We start from the raw sequence: 20,374 nt of genomic DNA on the forward strand, positions 1-20,374 counted from the left end.
GCGAGAAATGCCCGGCTCGGTGCCAATATGGTCAGTGACCTGATTCTCGGTCCTCCAGAAGGCGGTCGATGCGCTCGCTGAGCTCGCTGACCTGCCGCTGCAGGGCCGTCACCTGCGCCTGCGTGGCGGCCTCCTGCTCGGCACTCTCCTCCTCGACCAGCGAGACGATCCACGAGGCCAGGGTCGCCGTGACCACGCCGATGAGCGCCACCCCGCCGATCATGAGCAGCGCCGCGATGAAACGCCCCTCTGTGGAGACCGGGAAGGTGTCGCCGTAGCCGATGGTGGTGATCGTCGTCAGTGCCCACCACAGGGCCTGGCCGAAGGTCCGGATCGAGGAGCCCGGCTCATTGCGCTCCGCATCCAGCGTGGCCAGCGCCGAGGTGAAGATCAGCAGCGAGGCGCTGCTGGCCGTGTACAGGGTGATGCGTCCGCGCAGTGCGGTGCCGGCGCTGCGCTGCATGATGCTCACGAGTGTCACCAGGCGCAGGAGCCTCAGCGGCCGCAGGATCGGCAGGGCAATGACCGCTAGGTCGGGTAGGTGGTGGAGGAACCATTGGCCCCGGCTCGGCGCCAGTGCCAGGCGGACAAGATAGTCGACGCCAAACAGCGCCCACACGGCGTCGATCACCAGCTCGGCCGCGTTCTTGGCCCCGCCCTGTGCGTTGGCGAGCACCTCCCAGGCGTAGGTGCCCAGGAAGACGACGGCGGCGCCGGCCAGTGGCCACTCAGTCGCCCGCTCCCACGCCCGCAGTCGAGTGGCCGTGCTGTCTTCGGTCGGCATGCTCCGATGGTAGACGGCGCTTGGGACAGAGCCGCGGAGGATGCTCCGGCCGTGTGAGGAGGGATGTGAGGCGAGGGGCGCTAGGCCAGCAGGAGCCCGGCTGCGCTGCCGAGGTAGAAAACGTAGACGGCCAGGAGGAAGATCCGTTCCGAGATCCCGAAGGCGTAGGGCCTCAGGCGGCGGATGACCAGTGCGGTCACCAGGGCGATGAGCGCGGCGGCGGTCACCCAGCGGGTCGCCCCGAGGAAGGACACCAGACCCTGCGGTGCGAGCGGGGCCAGCAGCCGGACGATGTTGCCCATGCACGAGTAGGCGATTGCGAACCATGCGATGGCGGCCACCAGGTGAAGGCGACCGATGAGGGTGGTCGGCTGCCCCTCGACGTCGGTCGGCAGGAACGGCAGCGCCGCGAAGATAACGGCCAGGACCGCCAGCCAGAGTGCCACGCCCTTCTCCGGCGTCGGCGGTCCGAGGGCGACGGCGCCTGCGAGCACAGCCCAGAACACCGCCGAGGTCCAGGTGATGGCGGTCGCGAGCCGGCGGGTCGGTCCGACGGCGTAGTCGCTCACGGCGTGCTGCACGATGTTGTAATCGCTGGGGACGAGGTGAAGGGCGATGAACATGGCCAGCCGCGCGACTCCCAGGACGAGAGCGACGGCGGCGAGGACGGTCGTCATTGGACCGGCTCCTTCCGTACGGGTGCGACTGCCTTATTTTGTTCGGGCGGGGTGCGCACCAGCTCGCTGGCGCGCCAGACCTCGTCGAGCCAGGTCTCGACCTGCGAGCGGGCGTCGTCGAGCTGAGAGGGTTTCACGGTCAGACTGAGGCGAGGGATGACGGCGGGTGCCGTCAGTCTGGCGCCTTCTTTGGGTGGGGCGTAGACGGCCTGCAGGTGTACGCGGCCCCGGCGCGCTGGTGCCTCCTGGATTCGGAAGTTGTCGCGACCAGAGGGGAGAGCAAGATTGAATAACTCCAGGTTCGCAATTGCTATGCCGTGTTGGGATAGGCGCACCATGCTGGAGCGGCGGTGCACAGCCGTGCGAACCAGGACGATGAAGAGCGCAGTGTGGAGCAGGAGCAGGGCCGCGGTGGCCTGACCGACCAGCTTCTGGGTTGACTCGCTATAGATCAGGGGGTGCGGAACGGCCATTAGAATGATCGGGGAGGCCACCAGCAGCATGCCCGCAAGCATCGCCCACAGCAGGCCCATGGCGCGCCTGTTGGGATCCCGGGCCACATGAAGGAACCGTGCCGACACGATATCGCAATGGGCCGCCGTCGCGTCCTTGGGCAGCCACCGGTCGGTGCCCCTGAAGCAGAAGACCGCACCGAAGCAGAGAGCGGTCAGCACGGCGCTGTAGATAGTCGTTATCGCGACTATGTGAGCTGCGGCGTTGGCTACCTGACCCTTCTTCTCCTCCTCCTGGTAGGCCATGGCTTCGTCCATGGAGCCCAGGCCCCAGGCGGCCAGGAATAGGACGGCCGGGTAGACGATCGCGACACCGACGGTGGCCAGCGCACTCAGGTATCCGAACACCCTGATTCCGGTGGTGGGACGTGAACGGATGTAGATCGCCATGGGTCACCTTTCTCCAAGTCTGCCGCCAGGCCGGTTGCAGCCCCTGGGGCGCGCCCGACGACGTTGGGTGCCGTCGACGGGTCAATTCTGCGGCCGGTGGGCGCCTCCTGCCTATAGGTGCCATTCACTCCGATGGGAAGTGAGAAGGGCAGTGGCCGAGTCAGGTGAGCAGGACCTTCAGGACGGCAGGGGCGGTGAAGCGGCGAGGCTGCGAACCGGTCTCGACGACGTCGAGCACTCCGATGTCAGTCAGCTGGCCAACGAGGCTGTTGGCTCGCCCGTACGAGACGCCAAGGGCCGCCTCGACCTTGCGCACCGTGAAGCTCGGATTCGCGACCGCGAAGTCGACGAGGCCGACGGCGTGAGCGGACCGCAGGCTGGAGGCGCGCACCGTCTCCTTGAGACTCTGGTGGGCAGCGGCCAGGGCGAGCATTTGGTGGCGCGTGTTGGTGGCGGCCGTGGCTAGCCCCCGGGAGAAGAAGGTGAGAAAGGTATCCCAGTCGCCGTGGGTGCTGACTCGGAGCAGAGCGTCGTAGTACTCGGCGCGACGCTCCTCGAACCACGGGGAGACCGTCAGTGTGGGTTCGCTGAGAACGTCCGAGCTCAGGAGGGTGAGCACGATGAGGAACCGCCCCAGGCGCCCGTTGCCGTCCCGGAAGGGGTGAAGGGTCTCGAACTGGTAGTGCGCCATGCCCGCGGCGATGATCGGGTCGATGTCTCCCGCGTGGTCCTGATGCAGCCAGTCGACGAGGGCTCGCACGCCGGCGCGAAGAGGATCCCCGGGCGGTACGGGAACGAACCGGGACGCATGGATCGGGGCCGTGCTGTGCGTACCGGGGCGGCGGCCGATCATGACTTGGGTGTCGCGCAGGCAACCTGAAGCGGACTCAAGGGGAGTGCCCCTCATGAGCTCGCCTTGAAGATCCTCGATCAGCGACAGGGTGATAGGGCGCCCCTCCTGCGCCCACAGGAAACCGCTGTTGGCCATGCGGACGTAGTTGAGGATCTCTGTCATCTCGGCGGTCGCGGGGGCGTCGTCGTCGGCGGTGAGCACCTCGCGCAGGGGGGCGTATGTCCCTTCCAAGGCCGACGTCGACTGCGCCTCGCGCCGCAGGGAGGGGGTTCGCAGCAGGAAGGGGTTCGGCAGCTGCTGGGCCGTGGCGTCGAGGGCGGCCAGTGCGCGGCCGGCTGCTGCCACCATGCGGTAGGTGCTTCCGTTGAGGGGTGGCTCGTCGGAGCCGAGTGGCGCGGGGACGAAGGCCTTGTGCTGCCAGCCGCCGGTCACCGGGTCGGAGCCAGTGATGTCGACCAGTTCCCCAGTGATGTCGACCAGTTCCCCCATGGTGTCGTCAACGAACATCCCGAGGTCCATAATATCAGTCTAATGGCGATTGTGTGACATCTGAAGGGGGTGAGTCATACACAAGAGGTACTTGTCGAATATCTTGTGTGGGGATGTGTCTGGAAACGGTCATGTTGTGGGCCGGTTGTTGGCGACTGCTGCCAGGGGGCACTCGATGTGGGCGGAGGTATTCGACGCCGTCGGGGACGTTTTCTCGCCGACGGGTGCAGTACGCGCGTACGGGAATAGGTTTTCTGAACCCCTGCGCGCAGAATGTCCCCGCCGATGACGGATGGCATGAGGCAGGGTGGAACGGAGACCTGAGGCCCACTCCTGGGGTGTACTGCCAGTGACTCCCTGGGAGATTGTTGCGGTCGTACTCTTGTCCGCTGTGGACACGACCGCCGCCGGCAGTGGCAGGTGTCACGATGTCCTCTCTCGATCCCGGCGCTGTGGGCGCGAGCCCCACGTCAACTCCAAGGAGCACTGTGACCGCTAATAAGGCGAGCCTGTCGTTCATGATCATCCTGAGCGCCCTCATGGCTTGTACGTCGCTCTCGACTGATCTCTACCTGCCCGCCCTGCCCACTATGGAGGCGGATCTCCACGGGGACTCCGAGCTGACCGTCACCGGGTTCGTCGTCGGCTTCGCGCTGGCCCAACTCATCTGGGGGCCGATCAGTGACCGCATCGGAAGGAAGAAACCCCTCATCATCGGCATGGCGATGTTCGCCATCGGTTCGGTTGGGTGCGCGCTGTCGTCGAGCATCGCTGAGGTCGTCTTGTGGCGGATGTTCCAGGCAATCGGTGCGTGCGTAGGTCCCATGCTCTCGCGCTCGATGATTCGCGATCTCTACGGCTCCACCCAGGCGGCGAGAATGCTCTCGACCCTCATGGTCATTATGGCGGTGGCGCCGATTGCGGGTCCTCTCGCCGGAGGCGGGCTCCTCAAACTCGCCTCATGGCACATGATCTTCTGGCTGATGGCCGCCATCGGAGCGGTCCTGTTCCTGGCTGTGCTCACCCTTCCTGAGTCGTTGCCCGCAGAGAAGCGGGCCGTCTCGGCATCTCTTGGGGCGGCCTTCACGAGTTACCTGAGCCTCCTGAGGAACACGACGTTCCTCCGGTACACCCTGTGCGTGACCTGCTTCTATGTCGCGGTCTACGCCTTCATCACCGGCTCGTCATTCGTATACATCACATATTTTCACGTCAACCCGGAGCTTTACGGCTTCCTCTTCGGGGTCAACATCGTCGGGGTCGCCCTCATGAGCGCGGTCAACCGCGAGCTCGTTAAGCGGTACTCCCTGCCTGGACTTCTGCGGGTGGCGACGGTCGTGGCCGCTGCTGGAGCCGTCTGCCTGGTTGCCTGTGTCTTCACCGGATTCGGCGGCATCTGGGGCGTCATCATCCCGGTCTTCATCATGTTCTCGATGAACGGCATCATCGCCGCCACGACGAACGCCGCCGCCCTGGGCAGCATCGACAGCGCCATGGCCGGCTCGGGCGCGGCGCTTCTCGGCTCACTTCAGTACGGGAGCGGGATCGTGGCCTCCCTCCTTCTGGCCGTCTTCTCCAGCGGGACGCCGCGCACCATGGCCTGGGTGATGGGACTGTTCGTCGTCCTCAGTGCCGTGCTGGCCGTAGGGAGGCGCTCGGCGTCTCCCAGGACATCCCTGGCAGCGGTGCTGGGTGAGAGCAGCGGTCCTGAGCATCCGTCGTCGGGCAGCTGATTCGACAGCGGGTCAGCCCAGGGCTGTGCATGTCAGTCCTCCGGGTGGGGTTCTGCCCTCGCTTCGGCGATCTCTCCGGCCCCATCGTCGGCCGCCGGAGCGCACAGCTCCTTCAGCGCCTCAAGTCTCGTCTGGCTCGGGGACCCGGGCTCGGCGGTGAAGGCGAAGACGAACCAGTCGCGGTTGCTGGGAAGCTCCATCACCTCGTAGGTGAGTTCCAGGTCGCCGACCACTGGGTGGTGGACACGCTTGATCCCGGGGCGGTGCTGACGCACGTCGTGCCTGGCCCAACGGTCACGGAAGGCGTCCGAGCGGGTGACGAGCTCACCGATCAGGTTTCTGAGCCGCTCGTCATGAGGACTCTGCCCGGCGTAGGAGCGCAGTGTGGCCACCAGGTCGTTGGCATTGTCCTCCCAGTCGAGGAAGAAGTCCTGCGAGGCGGGGTTGAGGAAGGTGAATCTGCCGGAGTTCCCAAAGCTGTTCGGGTCCTGGAGCAGAGGGGCGTAGAAGGCGCGGCCCAGGGCGTTCGCAGCCACGAAGTCCAGGCGCCTGTCCCGGACCCACATCGGCGCACCGGTCACGGCATCGAGGAATCGCTGGAAGCTCGGATCGACGACCGGTTCAAGGCCCGTGCTGCCGGGCCGCCATGACGGTGCCGGGCCGGCGGCCTTGGCGAGGTCGGCCAGGTGAGCGGCCTCCGCCTCGTCGAGCTGTAGCGCACGGGCGAGGGAGTCGAGGACCTCGGGCGAGACCCCGGCGAGGTTGCCGCGCTCCATCCGGGCGTAGTACTCCACGCTGATTCCGGCGAGCAGAGCGACCTCCTCCCGGCGAAGACCCGGGACGCGGCGTTGCCCGCCGCTGGCGATTCCGACGCGTTCGGGAGTGATCCGGTCCCTTCGTGAGTGCAGGAACTGCGCGACCTGTGCCCGATGCTCCATGTCCTCAACGATAGCCAGCGGCTCTCTCGGCTGGGGTGGACTGCCAGTACACCCCGGAGGGGTGATGCGGTGTGCACCCGGCCGCGCGGAATGTCCCCGTCCGCGAGAGGTCGGGCAGCCTCAGGAATAGGGTGGGCCCCGATTGTGTTGGCCGCAGTGGAACCGATCAGTATCCGCAGTCTTGAAAGGAACGCTCATGGCCACCAAGAACATCACCGGCCCCGAGTTCAAGGACACCATCCACGGCGACGGCATCACCCTCGTCGACTTCTGGGCCTCCTGGTGCGGCCCGTGCATGCGCTTCGGCCCCATCTACGAGAAGGCCTCCGAGGCCAACCCGGACATCACCTTCGCCAAGGTCGACACCGAGGCCGAGCACGACCTCGCCGGGGCGCTGGGCATCTCCTCGATCCCCACGCTCATGGTCTTCCGTGACAATGTGCTCGTCTACCGCGAGGCCGGCGCCCTGCCCGCCCCCGCGCTAGACTCCCTCATCACCCAGGTGCGCGAGCTCGACATGGAGGCCCTCAAGGCCAAGATCGCCGAGGAGGAGGCCGCCTCCGGCGCCCAGGCCTGAGCGCCGTCTCGCACCTCGGGATCGCTCCGAGTGGCGTCCGGGCCCTCCAAGTCATCCGACGTCGTCCGGGAGCTGGTCGTTTCCGGACGACGTCGTCGAGTGTTACCCGGCTCGCCCAGTCAAGGGCAGAACATTACGTTTTGATATCCTATGATGGCCCGCGTGAAGTTGGAGTCCCACGTGAGTCACGCTGTCAGAGCCAGATGGGCGGTACCCGTCGGTGCCTCGGGCCGCGACGCGCTGGTGCGCCACCTGGTCTACGCTTTCCTGCGCTCCGACCCCGAGGGGGCCACGGACTGGATCGACTCAACGGTCCCCACCGACCCCGACGAGCTGCGCACCATGCTCGACTTCCTCCTCACCGCCCGGCCCCCGGCACCCCTGCCCGAGGACATCGCCGCCGATCTCGACACCCTCCTGGAGGCCGAGGCCGCCGAGCGCGGCATGGTCGACGCCACCGAGATCCCGCCCCTGGCCATTACCGACCATGTGCCGGGCCTGCTGGGGCGCAACGTGGCCTTCTGGCGCGGCGACCTCACCCGGCTGCGTGCCGGTGCCGTCCTCAACGCCGCCAACTCCGGGATGCTCGGCTGCTTCGCGCCCGGGCACCGCTGCATCGACAACATCATCCACGCCGTCGCCGGGCCCGCGCTGCGCGCAGAGTGCGCCCGGTACATGACCTGGGCGGAGACCTTCGACCCCACGCGCCGCCAGGGCGGGGAGCCGGCCGGACGGGCCGTCTTCACCGGCGGCTACCACCTGCCCGCCCAGCACGTCATCCACTCGGTGGGTCCCGTCATCGAGGACGGCCGCAAGCCCACGCTGCGTGACCGGCGCCTGCTGTCCTCCTGCTACACGAGCGTCCTCAACGTCGCGCACGCCGCGGGGCTGGGCAGCGTCGGCCTGTGCTCGCTGTCCACAGGCGTCTTCGGCTACCCCAAGCGGCAGGCCGCCCTGGTGACCCTGGAGACGATCGGCCGTTGGTTGATGGCCCACCCCGACTCCCGGCTGCGCATCGTCATCAGCCTCAATGCCGACGTCGACGTTGCCGCCTACGAGGCCGCCCTCGCCCCGCCGCCCTGGAGGCCGTGAGGGGGCGCGATCCCTCAGTGCTCCTGGGCCCGGGCCGCCGCGCGTGCGGCCGCCGGGGCCGCGGCCGCAATCGCCTCCAGCTCCGCCTCGCCGTGCGCAGCCGAGACGAACCAGGCCTCGAACACCGACGGCGGCAGGCTCACCCCGGCCTCGAGGAAGGCGTGGAAGAAGGGACCGTAGCGCCAGGTCTCCTGGGCGCGGGCGGCCTCATAGTCGGCCACGCCCCGCTCGGCAGCCTGCTGCCCGAACATAAGGGAGAACAAGGAGCCCGCCCGCTGCACGCGGTGGGGTACACCCTGCTCACTCAGGGCCGCTGAGACCACCTCGCTGATGGCTTGGGCGTGCTCGGCCACCGAGGCGTAGACGGCGTCGTCGGCCAGCTGGAGCGTGGCCAGGCCGGCCGCCGTGGCCAGCGGGTTCCCCGAGAGCGTGCCCGCCTGGTAGACGGGGCCGCTCGGTGCCAGCAGGTCCATGACCTCCGCGCGTCCGCCGACGGCGGCCAGCGGCATCCCGCCGCCCACGACCTTTCCGAAGGTCACCAGGTCCGGCACCCAGGCGGCCCGCTCCCACCAGTCCGCGCCTGGCCAGGAGGGGGCTGCGGCGTCGGCGGGCTCAGAAGAAGCGGTGCTGGCGGGCGCTGAGGCAAAGGCCGGCAGGTCCGAGGTCCAGCCGTCGACAGCCTCCAGGCCCCACCAGCCGGCCGGGCCCACGCGGAAGCCGGTGAGGACCTCGTCGAGGATCATGAGCGCGCCGTGCTCGGCGGTCACCCGGCGGATCGCGGCGTTGAAGCCGGGTGCCGGCGGCACGATCCCCATATTGGCCGGAGCTCCCTCGGTGATGACCGCGGCGATCTCGGAACCGCGCTCGGCGAAGCAGGCCTCCAGGGCGGCGACGTCGTTGTAGGGCAGGACGATCGTCTGGGCGGCCACGGCCGCGGGCACGCCCGCGCTGCCCGGCAGGCCACCAGTGGCCAGGCCCGAGCCGGCCGCCGCGAGTAGGCCGTCGCTGTGCCCGTGGTAGCAGCCGGCGAACTTCACCACCAGGTCACGCCCCGTGGCGCCGCGGGCCAGGCGCACCGCCGTCATCGTCGCCTCGGTACCGGTGGACACGAAGCGCACCCTCTGCGCGGCCGGCACCCGACGGCGAACCTCCTCGGCCAGGAGCGTCTCCGACTCGGTCGGGGCACCGAAGGACAGGCCGCGGGCGGCGGCCGCCTGGACCGCGGCGATGACGCCCGGGTGGGCATGCCCCAGGAGCGCCGGGCCCCACGAGCCCACGAGGTCCACGTAGCGGTGGCCCTCGGCGTCGGTGACATGGGCGCCGCTCGCCGAGGCGATGAACCGCGGAGTGCCACCCACTGAGCCGAAGGCGCGCACGGGGGAGTCGACGCCCCCGGGGATGATGGCGCGAGCCGCCTCGAACAGGGCGGCGTTGGTCGCGTGAGTCGCGGCGGCGGTGGCGGAGGCTGCGGGTTGCTGGGGCACGGTCGATCCTGTCGATGAAGAGGCTGGCAAGGCTGGTCTCAACCTACCTGACCGACACTGTTACTCGCGGCGTTGAGCCGCTGGGATCGACCTCCTCAGCGCAGGGCCGGGTTCTTGGCGATCTCCCTGGCCCAGTAGGTCAGGACCATGTCCGCCCCCGCCCGCACGATGCCCAGCACCGACTCGGCGATGACGCGCTCGCGGTCGATCCACCCGCGCTGCGCGGCCGCCTCCACCATCGCGTACTCCCCGCTGACCTGGTAGGCGGCCACCGGCACCGGTGAGGCGGCGGCGACGTCGGCCAGCACGTCCAGGTAGGGGCCGGCCGGCTTGACCATGACGATGTCCGCCCCCTGCTCGACGTCGAGCATCGCCTCGCGCAGGCCCTCGCGGCGGTTGGCCGGATCCTGCTGGTAGGCGCGCCGGTCCCCGGTGAGCGTGGAGCCCACGGCCTCCCGGAACGGCCCGAAGTAGGCCGAGGCGTACTTCGCCGAGTAGGCCAGGATCGCGACGTCGTCGTGCCCGGTGGCGTCCAGGGCAGTGCGGATCGCGGCGACCTGCCCGTCCATCATCCCCGACGGCGAGACCATGTGCGCCCCGGCCTCCGCCTGGGAGATGGCCATCGCCTGGTAGGTGGCCAGGGTGGCGTCGTTGTCGACCTCGCCGGCGCGCGGGCCGTCGGGGCGGATCAGGCCGCAGTGGCCATGGCTGGTGAACTCGTCCAGGCAGGTGTCCGCGCACACGACGACGTCGTCCCCCACCTCCGCGCGCACGGCCGCGATCCCGCGGTTGAGGATGCCGTCCTCCGCCCAGGCCGCTGTGCCCGACGCGTCGCGCTCGGCGGGCACACCGAACAGGTCGATGGCGCCGACGCCGGCATCGGCGCAGGCGGCAGCCTCGCGGCGCAGCGAGTCCAGCGTGTGCTGGACGACGCCGGGCATCGCCTCCACGGGGCGGGGGGAGTCGATGCCCTCGCGCACGAACACCGGCAGGATGAGGGCGGCCGGGTCCACGACGTACTCGCGCGCCAGGCGTCGCATCGCCGGAGTGGTGCGCAGGCGCCGCGGCCGGACCGTGGGGGCCTGCGGGGCGGGTACGGAGCGGCTCGACAGGAAGTCGTCGGCCGGTCGAAGGGCGTCGGTCATGAGGTGCTCCTGGTGGTTGGCGGTCTCTCCGCGGAGTTTCCGGAGAATCGTTGGAATGACGGGGAATGCGTGAGGGTTGCTGGTGATGTGGAGGTTTGAACGGCGCTGATGACGGCCTGGAGGAGTCCCTCAGGCGTGGGGGAGGAGGCGATGGCGGCGACCGGCAGGCCCAGCTCGCGGGCGGCGGCCGCGGTGGTGGCGCCGATGGCGACGAGCCGGGTGACGGGCGGAGGGGGACCGAGCAGCTCCAGGACGGCGCGCGTCGTGGACGGGGCGGTGAGCACGACAGCGTCTACGCCGCCGGTGGCCCAGGTGCGGGCCAGACCCGGCGGAAGGTCGGAGGCGTCGGCGGTGGTGGTCGTGTAGGCGGCCACCTGCTCCACCTCCCAGCCCGCCCGGCGCAGGCCATCGGCCAGCGCGGGATCGGCCAAGGACGATGCCGGCAGCAGCACCCGCTTCGCCGCGCTCGGCACCGGCGGGGAACAGGCGAGCTCGGGCTCCTCCAGGAGCGCGGTGGCCGAGCCCCGGGCCACGAGGTCGGGGGAGGTCCCGGTGAGCCCGGTCCAGGCGCGCCCGGTCGCCGGCCCGACGACGGCCACCCGCATCGAGGAGGTCGCGGCGGCGAGCTGGCGCTGCTCAGACGATGCGGCTCGGGCCGGGGGAGCAGCGGCGTCGGGGTCTGCGTTGGAAGCGTCAGGAGCGTCGCGGTGTCCGGGGGCGCCGGCCGTCGGGCCGATTCCGACCTCGGCGAGCAGGTACGGCGTTAGCACCTCGACCGTGCGGGCCGAGGTGAGCACCAGCCAGGCGGCCTCGCCCGCCACAATCCGCCGCGCGGTCACCTCCAAAACCGCAGTATCACCGGGAACGGTCCGCGTCACAGCCACGCGCAGCACCTGGGACCCCGCCCGCTCCAGCGTCGAGGCGATCCGGTCGCGCTCGCGCAGCCGCGGCAGCAGCACGACCCGGCCTGCCAACGGCGTGCCGGCAGCCTTGTGGGACTGTCCCGGCGGGCGTCCGTCCGGCCGGCTGCCTGAGGTTGACTCGGCCATGGCCTCAGTCCCGTCGGGGCTTGTCGGCGTGCAGGTCGACGATGTCAGCGGCACCGTCCTCCAACAGGACCTCCGCCACTCGGACGCCCAGCGCCTGCGCCGCACGAACCGCCGCCGCTGAATCTCCCGGCGTATCCGGTCCCTCTGCGGCCTCGGGCAGCTCGGTACTCAGCTCGCAGCCGACCTCCCGGCCACCATCGAGCGAGGTGACCACCGCCCGAAGCACGAGCACCCCCAGCTCCCGTTCGCCGCCGCGCAGGCGCGCCCAGGCTCCAACCGGCGCCGCGCAGCCCGCGCCGAGCCCGGCCATGAGCGCCCGCTCTGCCGTCACCGCCAGGCGCGTGGGCTCGTCGTCGAGGGCCGCCATCGCCCGGGCCAGCGCCGCAGAGCCGGCCGAGTCCTCTCTGCGCTCCTGAGCATCCTGGGCTTTCAACTCGCCCGCCCTCACCTCTACGGCCAGGGCCCCCTGGGCGGGAGCGGGCAGCATGGTCTCGAAGTCCAGGACCTCGCTCGCGCAGCGCTCCAGCCCCAGGCGCCGCAGCCCCGACAGCGCCAGGACCACCGCGTCCAGGTCCCCGACGGCGTCGGCCCGGCTCGGCGCGACCGGCTCGTCGGTGCCGGCGCCGACCGCCTCCTGCCCCCGCACCCGCGCCAGGCGCGTGGGCACGTTGCCGCGCAGGTCCACCACCTCCAGGTCAGGCCGGGCGGCTAGCAGCTGGGCGGCCCGGCGCGGTGAGCCGGTACCCACGCGGGCGCCCTCGGGCAGAGTGGCCAGGGTCAGGCCGTCGCGGGCGCACAGGGCGTCGCGCGGGTCCTCGCGCGGGGGAACGCAGACGACCTCCAGACCCCCGACCGGCTGCGTGGGCAGGTCCTTGAAGGAGTGCACCACCAGGTCCACCTCGCCATCCAGGAGCGCGCGGCGCAGCCGGGCCGCGAAGACCCCCACCCCGCCGAGCCGGCGCAGAGACGTGCGGTCGCCGTCCCCGTCCGTGCGCACGGTGACCAGCTCGATGTCCAGGCCGGGGACCTCGTCGAAGCCGTCTGCGGAGCTGGCCCGTGCGCCTTCGGCCGCGGCCCGACGCAGTGCGTCGGCGACCTGCCCGGACTGGGTCAGTGCCAGGCGCGAGCCTCGCGTGCCCAGCCGAAGCCGCCGCGCGCTCGTTCCTGCGGTTGTCATGGCCATCTCCTCCCCGATACTCCTGGCCCTGTTCGCCCACGTGTTCGTACCTTAGGGCTCGTACCTTAGGGGTACGAACGCGAGGCCCAATATACGAACGCGACGACTGTCCCCGTCCTGGTGCGGCGCTTCACCCGCCATGCGAGCTCACTAGCCGCGCGGCGGCGGCGCGGGCGTGCCCGACGACGGTCGCGATCCCCGTGCCCGCCACCCAGGCCCCGGTGACCTCCAGTCCCGGAACCGGCGCGAGCTGCTCCTCCAGATGGGTTGTCCGCTCCCGGTGGGCGGGCGTCACCGGAGGCAGCGTCCCGTCCCAGCGCACCAGCATGTGGTCGACGACGTCGCCCGGCTCGATCCGCACCCCCGTCAGGACGGCCACATCAGCCAGCGCCACCGACAGATCCACCTCCGGGCGCGGCCGGCCAGGGCGGCCGTAGGACAGGCGCAGCGCGTGGACGTCCGGTCCGTGCAGCGCGCGCAGCTCGGCACCGATCCACGGCCACTTGGCACTCAGATGCGACAGGGCCTTGGCCCGGGCTGGGCAGGGCGCCTCATATGAGGCCGCATGCTCTGCCGGTGCGACGAGCAGACCCGAGCCCACCGGCTCCCCGTTCAGCCCGGGAGCGCGCGCCACCAGCGTGAAGCGGGCGATCGGCGCCCCCACTGGCACGCTCAGATCCGTCGCGCTCGCGGGCAGGGCGGGGACGCCCCGAAGCAGCCGCAGCGCGGCACCCGCCGAGCAGGCCAGGATGACGCGGTCGGTGACCACGACCTCCTCAGCGCCGTCGGCCACCGGCTCGTCCGACGGCGCCGGCCCCCGCCGCGTCGGCGCGACACCCGTGCGCCAGGTGCCGGCACCGTCCCCGTCTCCGCGTTCGCAGCCGGCCGGCCGCAGCCACTGGGCGCCGACGCGGGTGCGCACGCTGCCACCACCGGCCTCGATCGCCTCGCGCAGCGCGTCAGTGAGCCGGAACAGCCCGCCCTCGACGGCCGCGTCCACGCTCCGACCGCCCGCGCCGTCCCGGCGGTCCCGACGCCGCTCCAGCACCGCCGTCACGGCGGCACCGAGCGACCCCAGCTCCGCAGTGGCCCGCCGCAGTCCGGGTACGACGACGTCGGCGGCCAGGTCGGCAGGATCGGCCGAGTGGATGCCGGCGACGATCGGGCGCACGAGCCGCTCCAGGACGCCTGCCCCCATCCGCGCGGTCACGAAGGAGGCCAGGTCGGCCGGGTCCTCCGGGCCGGTGCCCACGGCCCCGGGCAGCTCGGCGTCCCGCGCGGCCCGGCGGGCGGCGGCCTCCCCAATGATGGCGACGACGTCGGGCGCCAGCGGATTCGCCGGAATCCCCAGGTAGGCATCCTCCGGGAATCGGTGCAGCGCCCAATCGGATGGGCCCTGGCTGCCTCCTGCGCCGCCGGGCTCGCCGACCTCGCCGTCGGCCGTCGCGGGGGGCGGCAGGAACAGCCTGGGCCGACCGTGCGGTGCGGCGGTGCGCAGGCCGAGCTCGGCCAACATCGAGGTGGCCGCCTCGCCGCGCACCACGAAGCCCTCGGCCCCCAGGTCCAGCTGCGCCCCGCCGATCGTCCCGGCCGCCACGAGCCCACCGGTGTAGCCACGCGCCTCGATGAGCAGCGGCCGCAGCCCGGCGCGCACCAAGTCCCAGGCCGCCGTCAGCCCTGCGATCCCGCCGCCGACGACGAGCGCGTCCCACCGCTGAACCGGCGCTTCCGGAGACGGACTCATTCAGCGCTCCTCCCGTCCGGGGCGGTGCGACACGCGGGCCAGGGGCCGCCCGCCAGGGCCCCGCGGCGCCTGTCGACCGGGAACGTGCCGATTCCGCTGGCCGACGCCTCGCCGACCGCCCGTCGCCTCGGTTGACGAGGACTTCCCCTCCGCCGGGTCCGCGATGGCGTCCCAGCCGGCCAGCGCCACGGCCTCCCAGTCGGCCGAGCCGTGCACCCGCGCCACGATCCGGGTGAGCACGTCCGCGTCGGCGGTCGGCGGCACCCCGTGCCCTAGGTTGACCACGTGCCCCGGAGCTGCGCGCCCGGCGGCCAGGATCGCGTCGACCTCCTCGGCCACCAGCGACCACGGCGCCGCCAGCAGAGCCGGGTCGAGGTTGCCCTGAACCGGGCAGGCCCCCGCCTGCGGGTCGGCCCCGGCCAGCTCCTCGATCGCCTCACCGAGCTCGATGCGCTCATCGATCCCGACGGCGTCGGCCCCCGCCTGGCGCATGTGCCCCAGCAGCCGGTCCGTGCCGGTCCCGAAGTGGATGAGGGGGGCCGCCCGCCCGGTAAGGGGGCAGAGGGCTCCCCGGGCCGTCTCCAGGGCGAGCGCCGAGTAGGGCGCCACGCGCTCGCGGTAGGCGCGCGGCGAGAGCGAACCCGCCCAGGAGTCGAAGAGCTGGGCCGCGGCGGCCCCCGCCCGTACCTGAGTGGCGATGAACTCGCCGGTCAGGCGGGCGCACCAGGTCATGAGCCGGTCCCATGCCTCGGGATCGGCGCGCATGAGCGTGCGCGCCGCCAGGTGGTCGCGGCTGGGTCGGCCCTCCACGAGGTAGGCGGCCAGCGTGAAGGGCGCCCCGCCGAAGGCGAGTACCGGTGTCCAGAGCGCCGCTCCGGCACTGTGCTCCAGCCCGGCGCGCGCCCGCTCGCTCAGGCCCTCGCGCACGCCCGGCGTTTGCGGGCTGCCGAGCTCGACGACGACGCGGCGCACCGCCTCCTCGATCGCCCCGACGCCCTCGGCGCCGGGGGCGTCGCCGAATTGGTGGGCGACCAGTTCGGCAACCTCGCCCGCGCTGCGCACCGGGGCGTCCAGAACCGGCCCGACGCCCTCCTCGATCCGCACTCCGACACCCGCCAGGCGCAGCGGCACCATGATGTCGGAGAAGAAGACGGCCGCGTCGACGCCATGACGCCGCACGGGTTGCAGCGTGGCCTCGGCCGCGAGCTCCGGGTCCAGGCAGGCCTCCAGCATCGGGGCGCCCGAGCCTTCCCGCAGCGCGCGGTACTCCGGCAGGGACCGGCCCGCCTGACGCATGAACCACACAGGTGTGCGGGCGGGCCGCCGGCCCGCCAGCGCCTCCAGGATCGCGGGGGTCGCAGTGGTTCCGACGCCGTCGTCCCGACCCCCGCTACCGCTTGCCGCCCGGTCCTCCCCGGCCTCGATGCCGGTCGGATCGGGCCCGTGGACCGCCTGCTCGCGCTCGATCGAATTGTGTGAAGCGCCGGTGACGAAATCGCCATTGTCGGATGAAGAATGCTGACGCCGCGTATTCTTCCCGCGATAGGGGAACTGAATGTGAGACATATTCGATTGCCTCCTGTAAGCAGTGGTCAGAGGGGGTTCATTTCGCGTGATGATGCGATGTTCTGGATGTCGATAGGGTGCTGACAGGGTGTCAGGAATATGGTGGTGACACATTGTCTTGACGTTGGAGTGCGTCGCCACGCCGCTATTGTGCCCGCACGCCGCAGTGATGTTTCAATAGCGCTCGCTGTGACTACTCATCTTCTCTCCGCCGACTACCGACTGCCGGGCCTCGACGTCGTCGCCCGACTGGGAGCGGTCGCCCCGGGGCTGGGTCCAGACCTCCTGGAAGCGGTCCCCGCCCTGCGCGGGATCGTCGTCCTGTCCACCTGCAACCGCCTGGCCCTTCTGATCGACGCCGACTCCTGGGCCGACACCGGGTGCCCGGCAGCCCTCCACTCGCTGCCCGGCTCCGCCGCCCACAGCTCGGACTCCCATACTTCTGCCACGCACCGTCCCACTGTCTGCGCCTCACCGGTCGATGCTGCACCATCTGGCCTGGGCGAGGCTGTGTCCGCCTTCCTTACCGAGCGCGCGGGCCTGGAACCGGGATCCCTGCATCTGTCCCACCTGGCCGGCGCGGCCGCTCGCCGCGAGATACTCGCCATCGCCGCCGGCCTGAACTCCATGGTGGTCGGCGAGGCCCAGATCGTCGGCCAGGTCCGCCGTGCCGCCGAGACCGCCGCCGCCGAGGGCACACTCAGCCCCGACCTCGTGCGAATCATCGAGCGCGCCTCAACCGCCGCCCGCCGGGTGGCCCACGACACCGAGCTCTCCAGTCAGGGGCGCAGCATCGTCGCCGTCGGCGTCGAGCAGGCCGCCGGCCACCTGCCGCCGCTGACCAGCTGCCGCGCCCTCATCGTGGGCACCGGCTCCTACGCCGGGGCCACCGTCGCCGCCCTGCGCGCCCACGGCCTGACCGATATCGCCGTCTTCTCCGCCTCCAACCGGGCCGAGGCCTTCGCCGCCGGCCACGACCTGCGCGCCGTGCCCACAGACTCCCTGCCCGAGGCCATGGCCCGGGCCGACCTCGTCGTCACCTGCCGCGGCGTGGGCGGGCCGGTCCTCACCGCCGACGTCGTCGCCCCCGTCGCCGCCGAGCGGCTCCGCTCGGCCGAGAGCACCGGCCGCCCCCTGGTCATCCTCGACCTGGCCCTGACCCGCGACGTCGATGAGGCCGTCCGCGCCCTGCCCGGCGTCGTCCACCTCGACCTTCCCGGCGTGCGCGACGCCGTTCCCGACGCGGAGGTCCGGCAGGTCGACGCCGCGCGCGCCATCATCGACGCCGAGGCCGACGACTTCGAGCGCACCCTGGCCGGGCGCAGCATGGACCCGCTCATCACCGCCCTGCGCTCACACGTCGGCCGGGTCGTCATGGAGGAGATCGAGCGCCTGCGGCCGTTGCAGTCCCGGCTGCCGGCCTCGGCCGTGCCCTCGGTGGACGGGCGGGCCGACGCCCGTGTGGTTGCCGGTGGCGGCGTGATCCGTGCGAACGGCTCCTCCGGCGCGATCGCCGTCTCGGTGGCCGCGCCCGAGACCACCTCAGAGGCCGCTGCCAAGGTCTCCTCTGAAGCCGCGGATGAGCCGGTCATCACCCTCGCCCAGGCCGAGCGCGCCCTCCACCACCTGGCCGCCCGCCTCCTCCACCAGCCCACCGTCATGGCCCGCCGTGCCGGCCAGGAGGGGCGTGAGGATGCCTACCGCCAGGCCCTTGAGCTCGTCCTCGGCCCGGATTCCGTAGGAGGAACCCATGACTGACGCCATCGCGCCCACGCCCGGCCTCGCCGGTGCCCCGGCCAGTATCCCGGCCACCGACCCGCTGGCCCCCTACGACGCCGTTCTCCTGCTGTCCTACGGCGGGCCCCGCCGGCCCGAGGACGTCCTGCCTTTCATGCGCAACGCCACCGCCGGCCGTGGCGTGCCCGACTCGCGCCTCCTGGAGGTCTCCGGCCACTACCAGGGATTCGGCGGCGCCTCCCCGATCAACGCGCGCAACGCCGAGTTGCGCGACGCCCTCCAGGCCCGCCTGGCCGAGCGCGGCTCGTCGCTACCGATCGTCGTCGGCAACCGCAACTGGCACCCCTTCGTCAGTCAGGCCCTGCGCGAGCTGGCCGACTCCGGCGCCCGCCACATCCTGGCCCTGCCCACCGCCGCCTTCGGCTCCTACTCCGGGTGCCGCCAGTACCGCGAGGACCTGGCCGGCGCCGTCGCCCTGCTCGCCGCCGGAGCTGATGGCTCCACCGGAGACGGCTTCGAGGCCGACGCTGCCGCCCGGGTCGGTGGGGACGGGGGCGCTCCCGTCGACCTCACCGTGGACAAGACGCGCCCCTACTACAACACCTCCGGCCTCCTGGAGGCCAATGTCGACGCGATCGTCGAGGCCTACGGCGCTCTTGCCGAGCAGGGGGTGGCCGCAGCGGACGTCCGCCTCGTGCTCGTCACCCACTCCATCCCCCTGGGCATGGAGTCCGGCTCCGCTCCGGGCTCCGACGCCGACGGTGCCTCGGGCCAGGTGACGCACCCTGCCGTTGAGCCCGCCGCGCATTCCACGGAAGATCCTGCCGGGCGCCTCACCGAGCAGCGCGAACCCGGCGTCGCCGCGGACTTGTCCACGGAGGTCTCCTACGTCGCCCAGCACGAGGCCCTGGCCTCGGTCCTCGTGCCGGAGGTGGCCCGCCGCCTCGGCCTGGAAAAGGTGGAGGCGGACCTCGTCTACTGCTCGCGCTCCGGCCCGCCGCAGGCCCGCTGGCTCGAACCCGACGTCAACGACCATCTTCAGGCCCTGGCCGCCGGCCGCTTGACCGACGGCCGCCCGGCGGAGCGGCCCGGGGGCGTCGTCGTGTCCCCCTTCGGGTTCATCTCCGACCACATGGAGGTCGTCTTCGACCTCGATACCGAGGCCGCCCAGACCGCCCGCGACCTGGGAATACCGTATGTGCGCGCCGCCACGGCCGGCACCCACTCGGCCTTCGTCGACTCCCTCGTCGACATCCTCATTGAGCGGGCCGCCGCTGCTCGCGGCGAGAACGTCCATCCTGCCTCGACCACCGGCGTCGGCCCCTTCCACACTGTCTGCCCGCCGTCCTGCTGCCGTCCCGGTACCCGCCACCCCGGCACCCGCCCGGCCGAAAGCACCGCTCACGAGCCTGCCGTCGGTCACCAGTCGGCTATGAGCAGACCGTGACCGGATGTCGACCTGCAACTGCCGATCCCGATGAGGCCCCGATAGCCTCATGCCCAGCAGCCCCGGAAGAATAAGGAGAAGAGATGAGTACTGACGCCCACGGCCACCCCGGCGGACATGGCGGTCACCCTGGTGGCCGCAGCGGACGTTCTGCCGATGGCGGCCTGCACCGTTTCGAGGATGAGGAGCGCCGCCCCCACCGCGACCCGCGCGACGCCATCGACGTCGACCTGGAGGCCATCAACAACCAGTACCACTACACCCTCTACGCCGTCTTCCGCCTGACCCGCCCGCTGCCCGCCTCCCAGCCTGGGCGCGAGCAGCTCCTGGGCGAGAGCGCCGATTTCATCGGGGCCGGCGGCGTGACGACCCGCGGCTGGTACGACATCGGGGGCTTTCGCGCCGACGCCGACCTGCTCGTGTGGTGGCTCGACGACGACCCCGAGGTCCTCCAGGACGCCTACCACCGCCTGCGCGGCAGCGCGCTGGGCCGATACCTGGAGCCGGTGTGGTCCTGCATGGGACTGCACACGCCCGCTGAGTTCAACCCCCGTCACGTGCCGGCCTGCCTGGCCGGGGTGGCGCCGCGCGACTGGGTCATGGTCTACCCCTTCGTGCGCTCCTACGAGTGGTACCTGCTCGATCCGGAGGAGCGCTCGCGCATGATGGCTCAACATGGGCGCCACGGTTTCTCCAAATACCCCGACGTCAAGGGTTCGACCCTGGCGACCTTCGGACTGAGCGACTACGAGTGGATCCTCGGCTTCGAGGCGGACTCCCTCGATCGCCTCGAGGGGGTCCTGCACCACCAGCGCTACACGGAGGCGCGCATGCACGTGCGCGTGGACACGCCTTTTTACACGGGGCGCCGTGTCAGCCCCCAGGAGTGGGCCGAGCGCCAGCCCTGGGTCTGACGGGGGGGCTGGCCATTGACGGGGAACTTCTGCGCGTAAGGGCGCGGTGGGGTCAGGTGGTGTTTG

Annotated in this window: 17 protein-coding genes; 6 read left to right on the forward strand and 11 right to left on the reverse strand. The window is 71.2% G+C overall.

What is annotated here, in order from left to right; all coding sequences use genetic code 11:
• Window positions 1-31: 31 nt before the first annotated feature.
• The 4 genes from FK256_RS08130 to FK256_RS08145 form a co-directional block, all read right to left on the reverse strand.
• The gene (locus FK256_RS08130; RefSeq protein ID WP_141424403.1) at window positions 32-784 is read right to left on the reverse strand and encodes a potassium channel family protein; all 753 of its coding nucleotides are present in this window, start codon (window positions 782-784) and stop codon (window positions 32-34) included.
• An 80-nt stretch (window positions 785-864) separates the two neighbouring features.
• Entirely contained in the window at window positions 865-1,461 is a 597-nt protein-coding gene (locus FK256_RS08135) for a DUF998 domain-containing protein (RefSeq protein ID WP_141424404.1), read from the reverse strand.
• Window positions 1,458-2,363 carry a hypothetical protein gene (locus FK256_RS08140; RefSeq protein WP_141424405.1) on the reverse strand — a complete coding sequence of 302 codons (906 nt, stop codon included), beginning with the start codon at window positions 2,361-2,363 and terminating at the stop codon, window positions 1,458-1,460. The genes FK256_RS08135 and FK256_RS08140 overlap by 4 nt, the downstream gene beginning before the upstream one ends.
• Window positions 2,364-2,523: 160 nt before the next feature.
• A complete protein-coding gene (locus FK256_RS08145) occupies window positions 2,524-3,735 on the reverse strand; it encodes a Fic family protein (RefSeq protein WP_141424406.1) in 1,212 nt (403 codons plus the stop codon).
• A 458-nt stretch (window positions 3,736-4,193) separates the two neighbouring features.
• On the opposite strand from FK256_RS08145, the gene FK256_RS08150 reads away from it, so the two are divergent.
• Window positions 4,194-5,438: a multidrug effflux MFS transporter gene (locus tag FK256_RS08150; RefSeq protein ID WP_141424407.1), complete on the forward strand. Its 1,245-nt coding sequence runs from the start codon at window positions 4,194-4,196 to the stop codon at window positions 5,436-5,438.
• 32 nt (window positions 5,439-5,470) lie between these two features.
• Here the strand turns inward: FK256_RS08150 and FK256_RS08155 are convergent, their stop codons facing one another.
• Window positions 5,471-6,376: a helix-turn-helix domain-containing protein gene (locus FK256_RS08155; protein WP_009234484.1), complete on the reverse strand. Its 906-nt coding sequence runs from the start codon at window positions 6,374-6,376 to the stop codon at window positions 5,471-5,473.
• 196 nt (window positions 6,377-6,572) lie between these two features.
• Here FK256_RS08155 and FK256_RS08160 point away from each other — a divergent pair, with 196 nt between their 5' ends.
• Entirely contained in the window at window positions 6,573-6,953 is a 381-nt protein-coding gene (locus FK256_RS08160; RefSeq protein WP_009234483.1) for a thioredoxin family protein, read from the forward strand.
• A gap of 150 nt (window positions 6,954-7,103) precedes the next feature.
• Window positions 7,104-8,045, forward strand: a complete 942-nt coding sequence (locus FK256_RS08165) for a macro domain-containing protein (protein ID WP_021606485.1) — start codon at window positions 7,104-7,106, stop codon at window positions 8,043-8,045.
• 14 nt (window positions 8,046-8,059) lie between these two features.
• On the opposite strand, the gene hemL is transcribed toward FK256_RS08165, so the two are convergent.
• From hemL to FK256_RS08195, 6 genes are all read right to left on the reverse strand, one after another.
• Complete coding sequence (gene hemL, locus FK256_RS08170; protein ID WP_244936285.1) at window positions 8,060-9,469, reverse strand: glutamate-1-semialdehyde 2,1-aminomutase; 1,410 nt, start codon at window positions 9,467-9,469, stop codon at window positions 8,060-8,062.
• Window positions 9,470-9,624: 155 nt separating this feature from the next.
• Window positions 9,625-10,674 carry a porphobilinogen synthase gene (gene hemB, locus FK256_RS08175; RefSeq protein WP_141424409.1) on the reverse strand — a complete coding sequence of 350 codons (1,050 nt, stop codon included), beginning with the start codon at window positions 10,672-10,674 and terminating at the stop codon, window positions 9,625-9,627.
• Window positions 10,671-11,723 (reverse strand): uroporphyrinogen-III synthase, encoded by a 1,053-nt coding sequence (locus FK256_RS08180; protein WP_141424410.1) that lies wholly within the window; start codon window positions 11,721-11,723, stop codon window positions 10,671-10,673. Before FK256_RS08180 ends, hemB begins: the two co-directional genes overlap by 4 nt.
• 4 nt (window positions 11,724-11,727) lie before the next feature.
• The gene (locus tag FK256_RS08185; protein WP_141424411.1) at window positions 11,728-12,900 is read right to left on the reverse strand and encodes a hydroxymethylbilane synthase; all 1,173 of its coding nucleotides are present in this window, start codon (window positions 12,898-12,900) and stop codon (window positions 11,728-11,730) included.
• 130 nt (window positions 12,901-13,030) lie between these two features.
• Entirely contained in the window at window positions 13,031-14,644 is a 1,614-nt protein-coding gene (locus tag FK256_RS08190) for a protoporphyrinogen/coproporphyrinogen oxidase (RefSeq protein ID WP_141424412.1), read from the reverse strand.
• A complete protein-coding gene (locus FK256_RS08195) occupies window positions 14,645-16,210 on the reverse strand; it encodes a uroporphyrinogen decarboxylase (RefSeq protein WP_346265135.1) in 1,566 nt (521 codons plus the stop codon).
• Window positions 16,211-16,399: 189 nt separating this feature from the next.
• Between FK256_RS08195 and FK256_RS08200 the strand changes: the two genes are divergently transcribed.
• The 3 genes from FK256_RS08200 (at window position 16,400) to hemQ (ending at window position 20,308) form a co-directional block, all read left to right on the forward strand.
• Entirely contained in the window at window positions 16,400-17,968 is a 1,569-nt protein-coding gene (locus FK256_RS08200) for a glutamyl-tRNA reductase (protein ID WP_141424413.1), read from the forward strand.
• The gene (locus tag FK256_RS08205) at window positions 17,961-19,394 is read left to right on the forward strand and encodes a ferrochelatase (RefSeq protein ID WP_141424414.1); all 1,434 of its coding nucleotides are present in this window, start codon (window positions 17,961-17,963) and stop codon (window positions 19,392-19,394) included. Before FK256_RS08200 ends, FK256_RS08205 begins: the two co-directional genes overlap by 8 nt.
• An 83-nt stretch (window positions 19,395-19,477) precedes the next feature.
• Entirely contained in the window at window positions 19,478-20,308 is an 831-nt protein-coding gene (gene hemQ, locus FK256_RS08210) for a hydrogen peroxide-dependent heme synthase (RefSeq protein ID WP_141424415.1), read from the forward strand.
• Window positions 20,309-20,374: the final 66 nt, after the last annotated feature.

This window comes from Actinomyces johnsonii, from assembly GCF_006546835.1.
Classification (GTDB): Bacteria; Actinomycetota; Actinomycetes; order Actinomycetales; family Actinomycetaceae; genus Actinomyces; species Actinomyces johnsonii.

What these genes read in the sequence shown, in the direction of transcription:
- FK256_RS08185 (WP_141424411.1), bottom strand. Translation starts at nt 12,900, where the DNA reads ATGACAACCGCAGGAACGAGCGCGCGGCGGCTTCGGCTGGGCACGCGA.
- FK256_RS08135 (WP_141424404.1), bottom strand. Translation starts at nt 1,461, where the DNA reads ATGACGACCGTCCTCGCCGCCGTCGCTCTCGTCCTGGGAGTCGCGCGG.
- FK256_RS08145 (WP_141424406.1), bottom strand. Translation starts at nt 3,735, where the DNA reads ATGGACCTCGGGATGTTCGTTGACGACACCATGGGGGAACTGGTCGAC.
- hemB (WP_141424409.1), bottom strand. Translation starts at nt 10,674, where the DNA reads ATGACCGACGCCCTTCGACCGGCCGACGACTTCCTGTCGAGCCGCTCC.
- FK256_RS08195 (WP_346265135.1), bottom strand. Translation starts at nt 16,210, where the DNA reads ATGTCTCACATTCAGTTCCCCTATCGCGGGAAGAATACGCGGCGTCAG.
- FK256_RS08205 (WP_141424414.1), top strand. Translation starts at nt 17,961, where the DNA reads ATGACTGACGCCATCGCGCCCACGCCCGGCCTCGCCGGTGCCCCGGCC.
- hemQ (WP_141424415.1), top strand. Translation starts at nt 19,478, where the DNA reads ATGAGTACTGACGCCCACGGCCACCCCGGCGGACATGGCGGTCACCCT.
- FK256_RS08165 (WP_021606485.1), top strand. Translation starts at nt 7,104, where the DNA reads ATGATGGCCCGCGTGAAGTTGGAGTCCCACGTGAGTCACGCTGTCAGA.
- FK256_RS08140 (WP_141424405.1), bottom strand. Translation starts at nt 2,363, where the DNA reads ATGGCGATCTACATCCGTTCACGTCCCACCACCGGAATCAGGGTGTTC.
- FK256_RS08155 (WP_009234484.1), bottom strand. Translation starts at nt 6,376, where the DNA reads ATGGAGCATCGGGCACAGGTCGCGCAGTTCCTGCACTCACGAAGGGAC.
- FK256_RS08180 (WP_141424410.1), bottom strand. Translation starts at nt 11,723, where the DNA reads ATGGCCGAGTCAACCTCAGGCAGCCGGCCGGACGGACGCCCGCCGGGA.
- FK256_RS08130 (WP_141424403.1), bottom strand. Translation starts at nt 784, where the DNA reads ATGCCGACCGAAGACAGCACGGCCACTCGACTGCGGGCGTGGGAGCGG.
- FK256_RS08190 (WP_141424412.1), bottom strand. Translation starts at nt 14,644, where the DNA reads ATGAGTCCGTCTCCGGAAGCGCCGGTTCAGCGGTGGGACGCGCTCGTC.
- FK256_RS08160 (WP_009234483.1), top strand. Translation starts at nt 6,573, where the DNA reads ATGGCCACCAAGAACATCACCGGCCCCGAGTTCAAGGACACCATCCAC.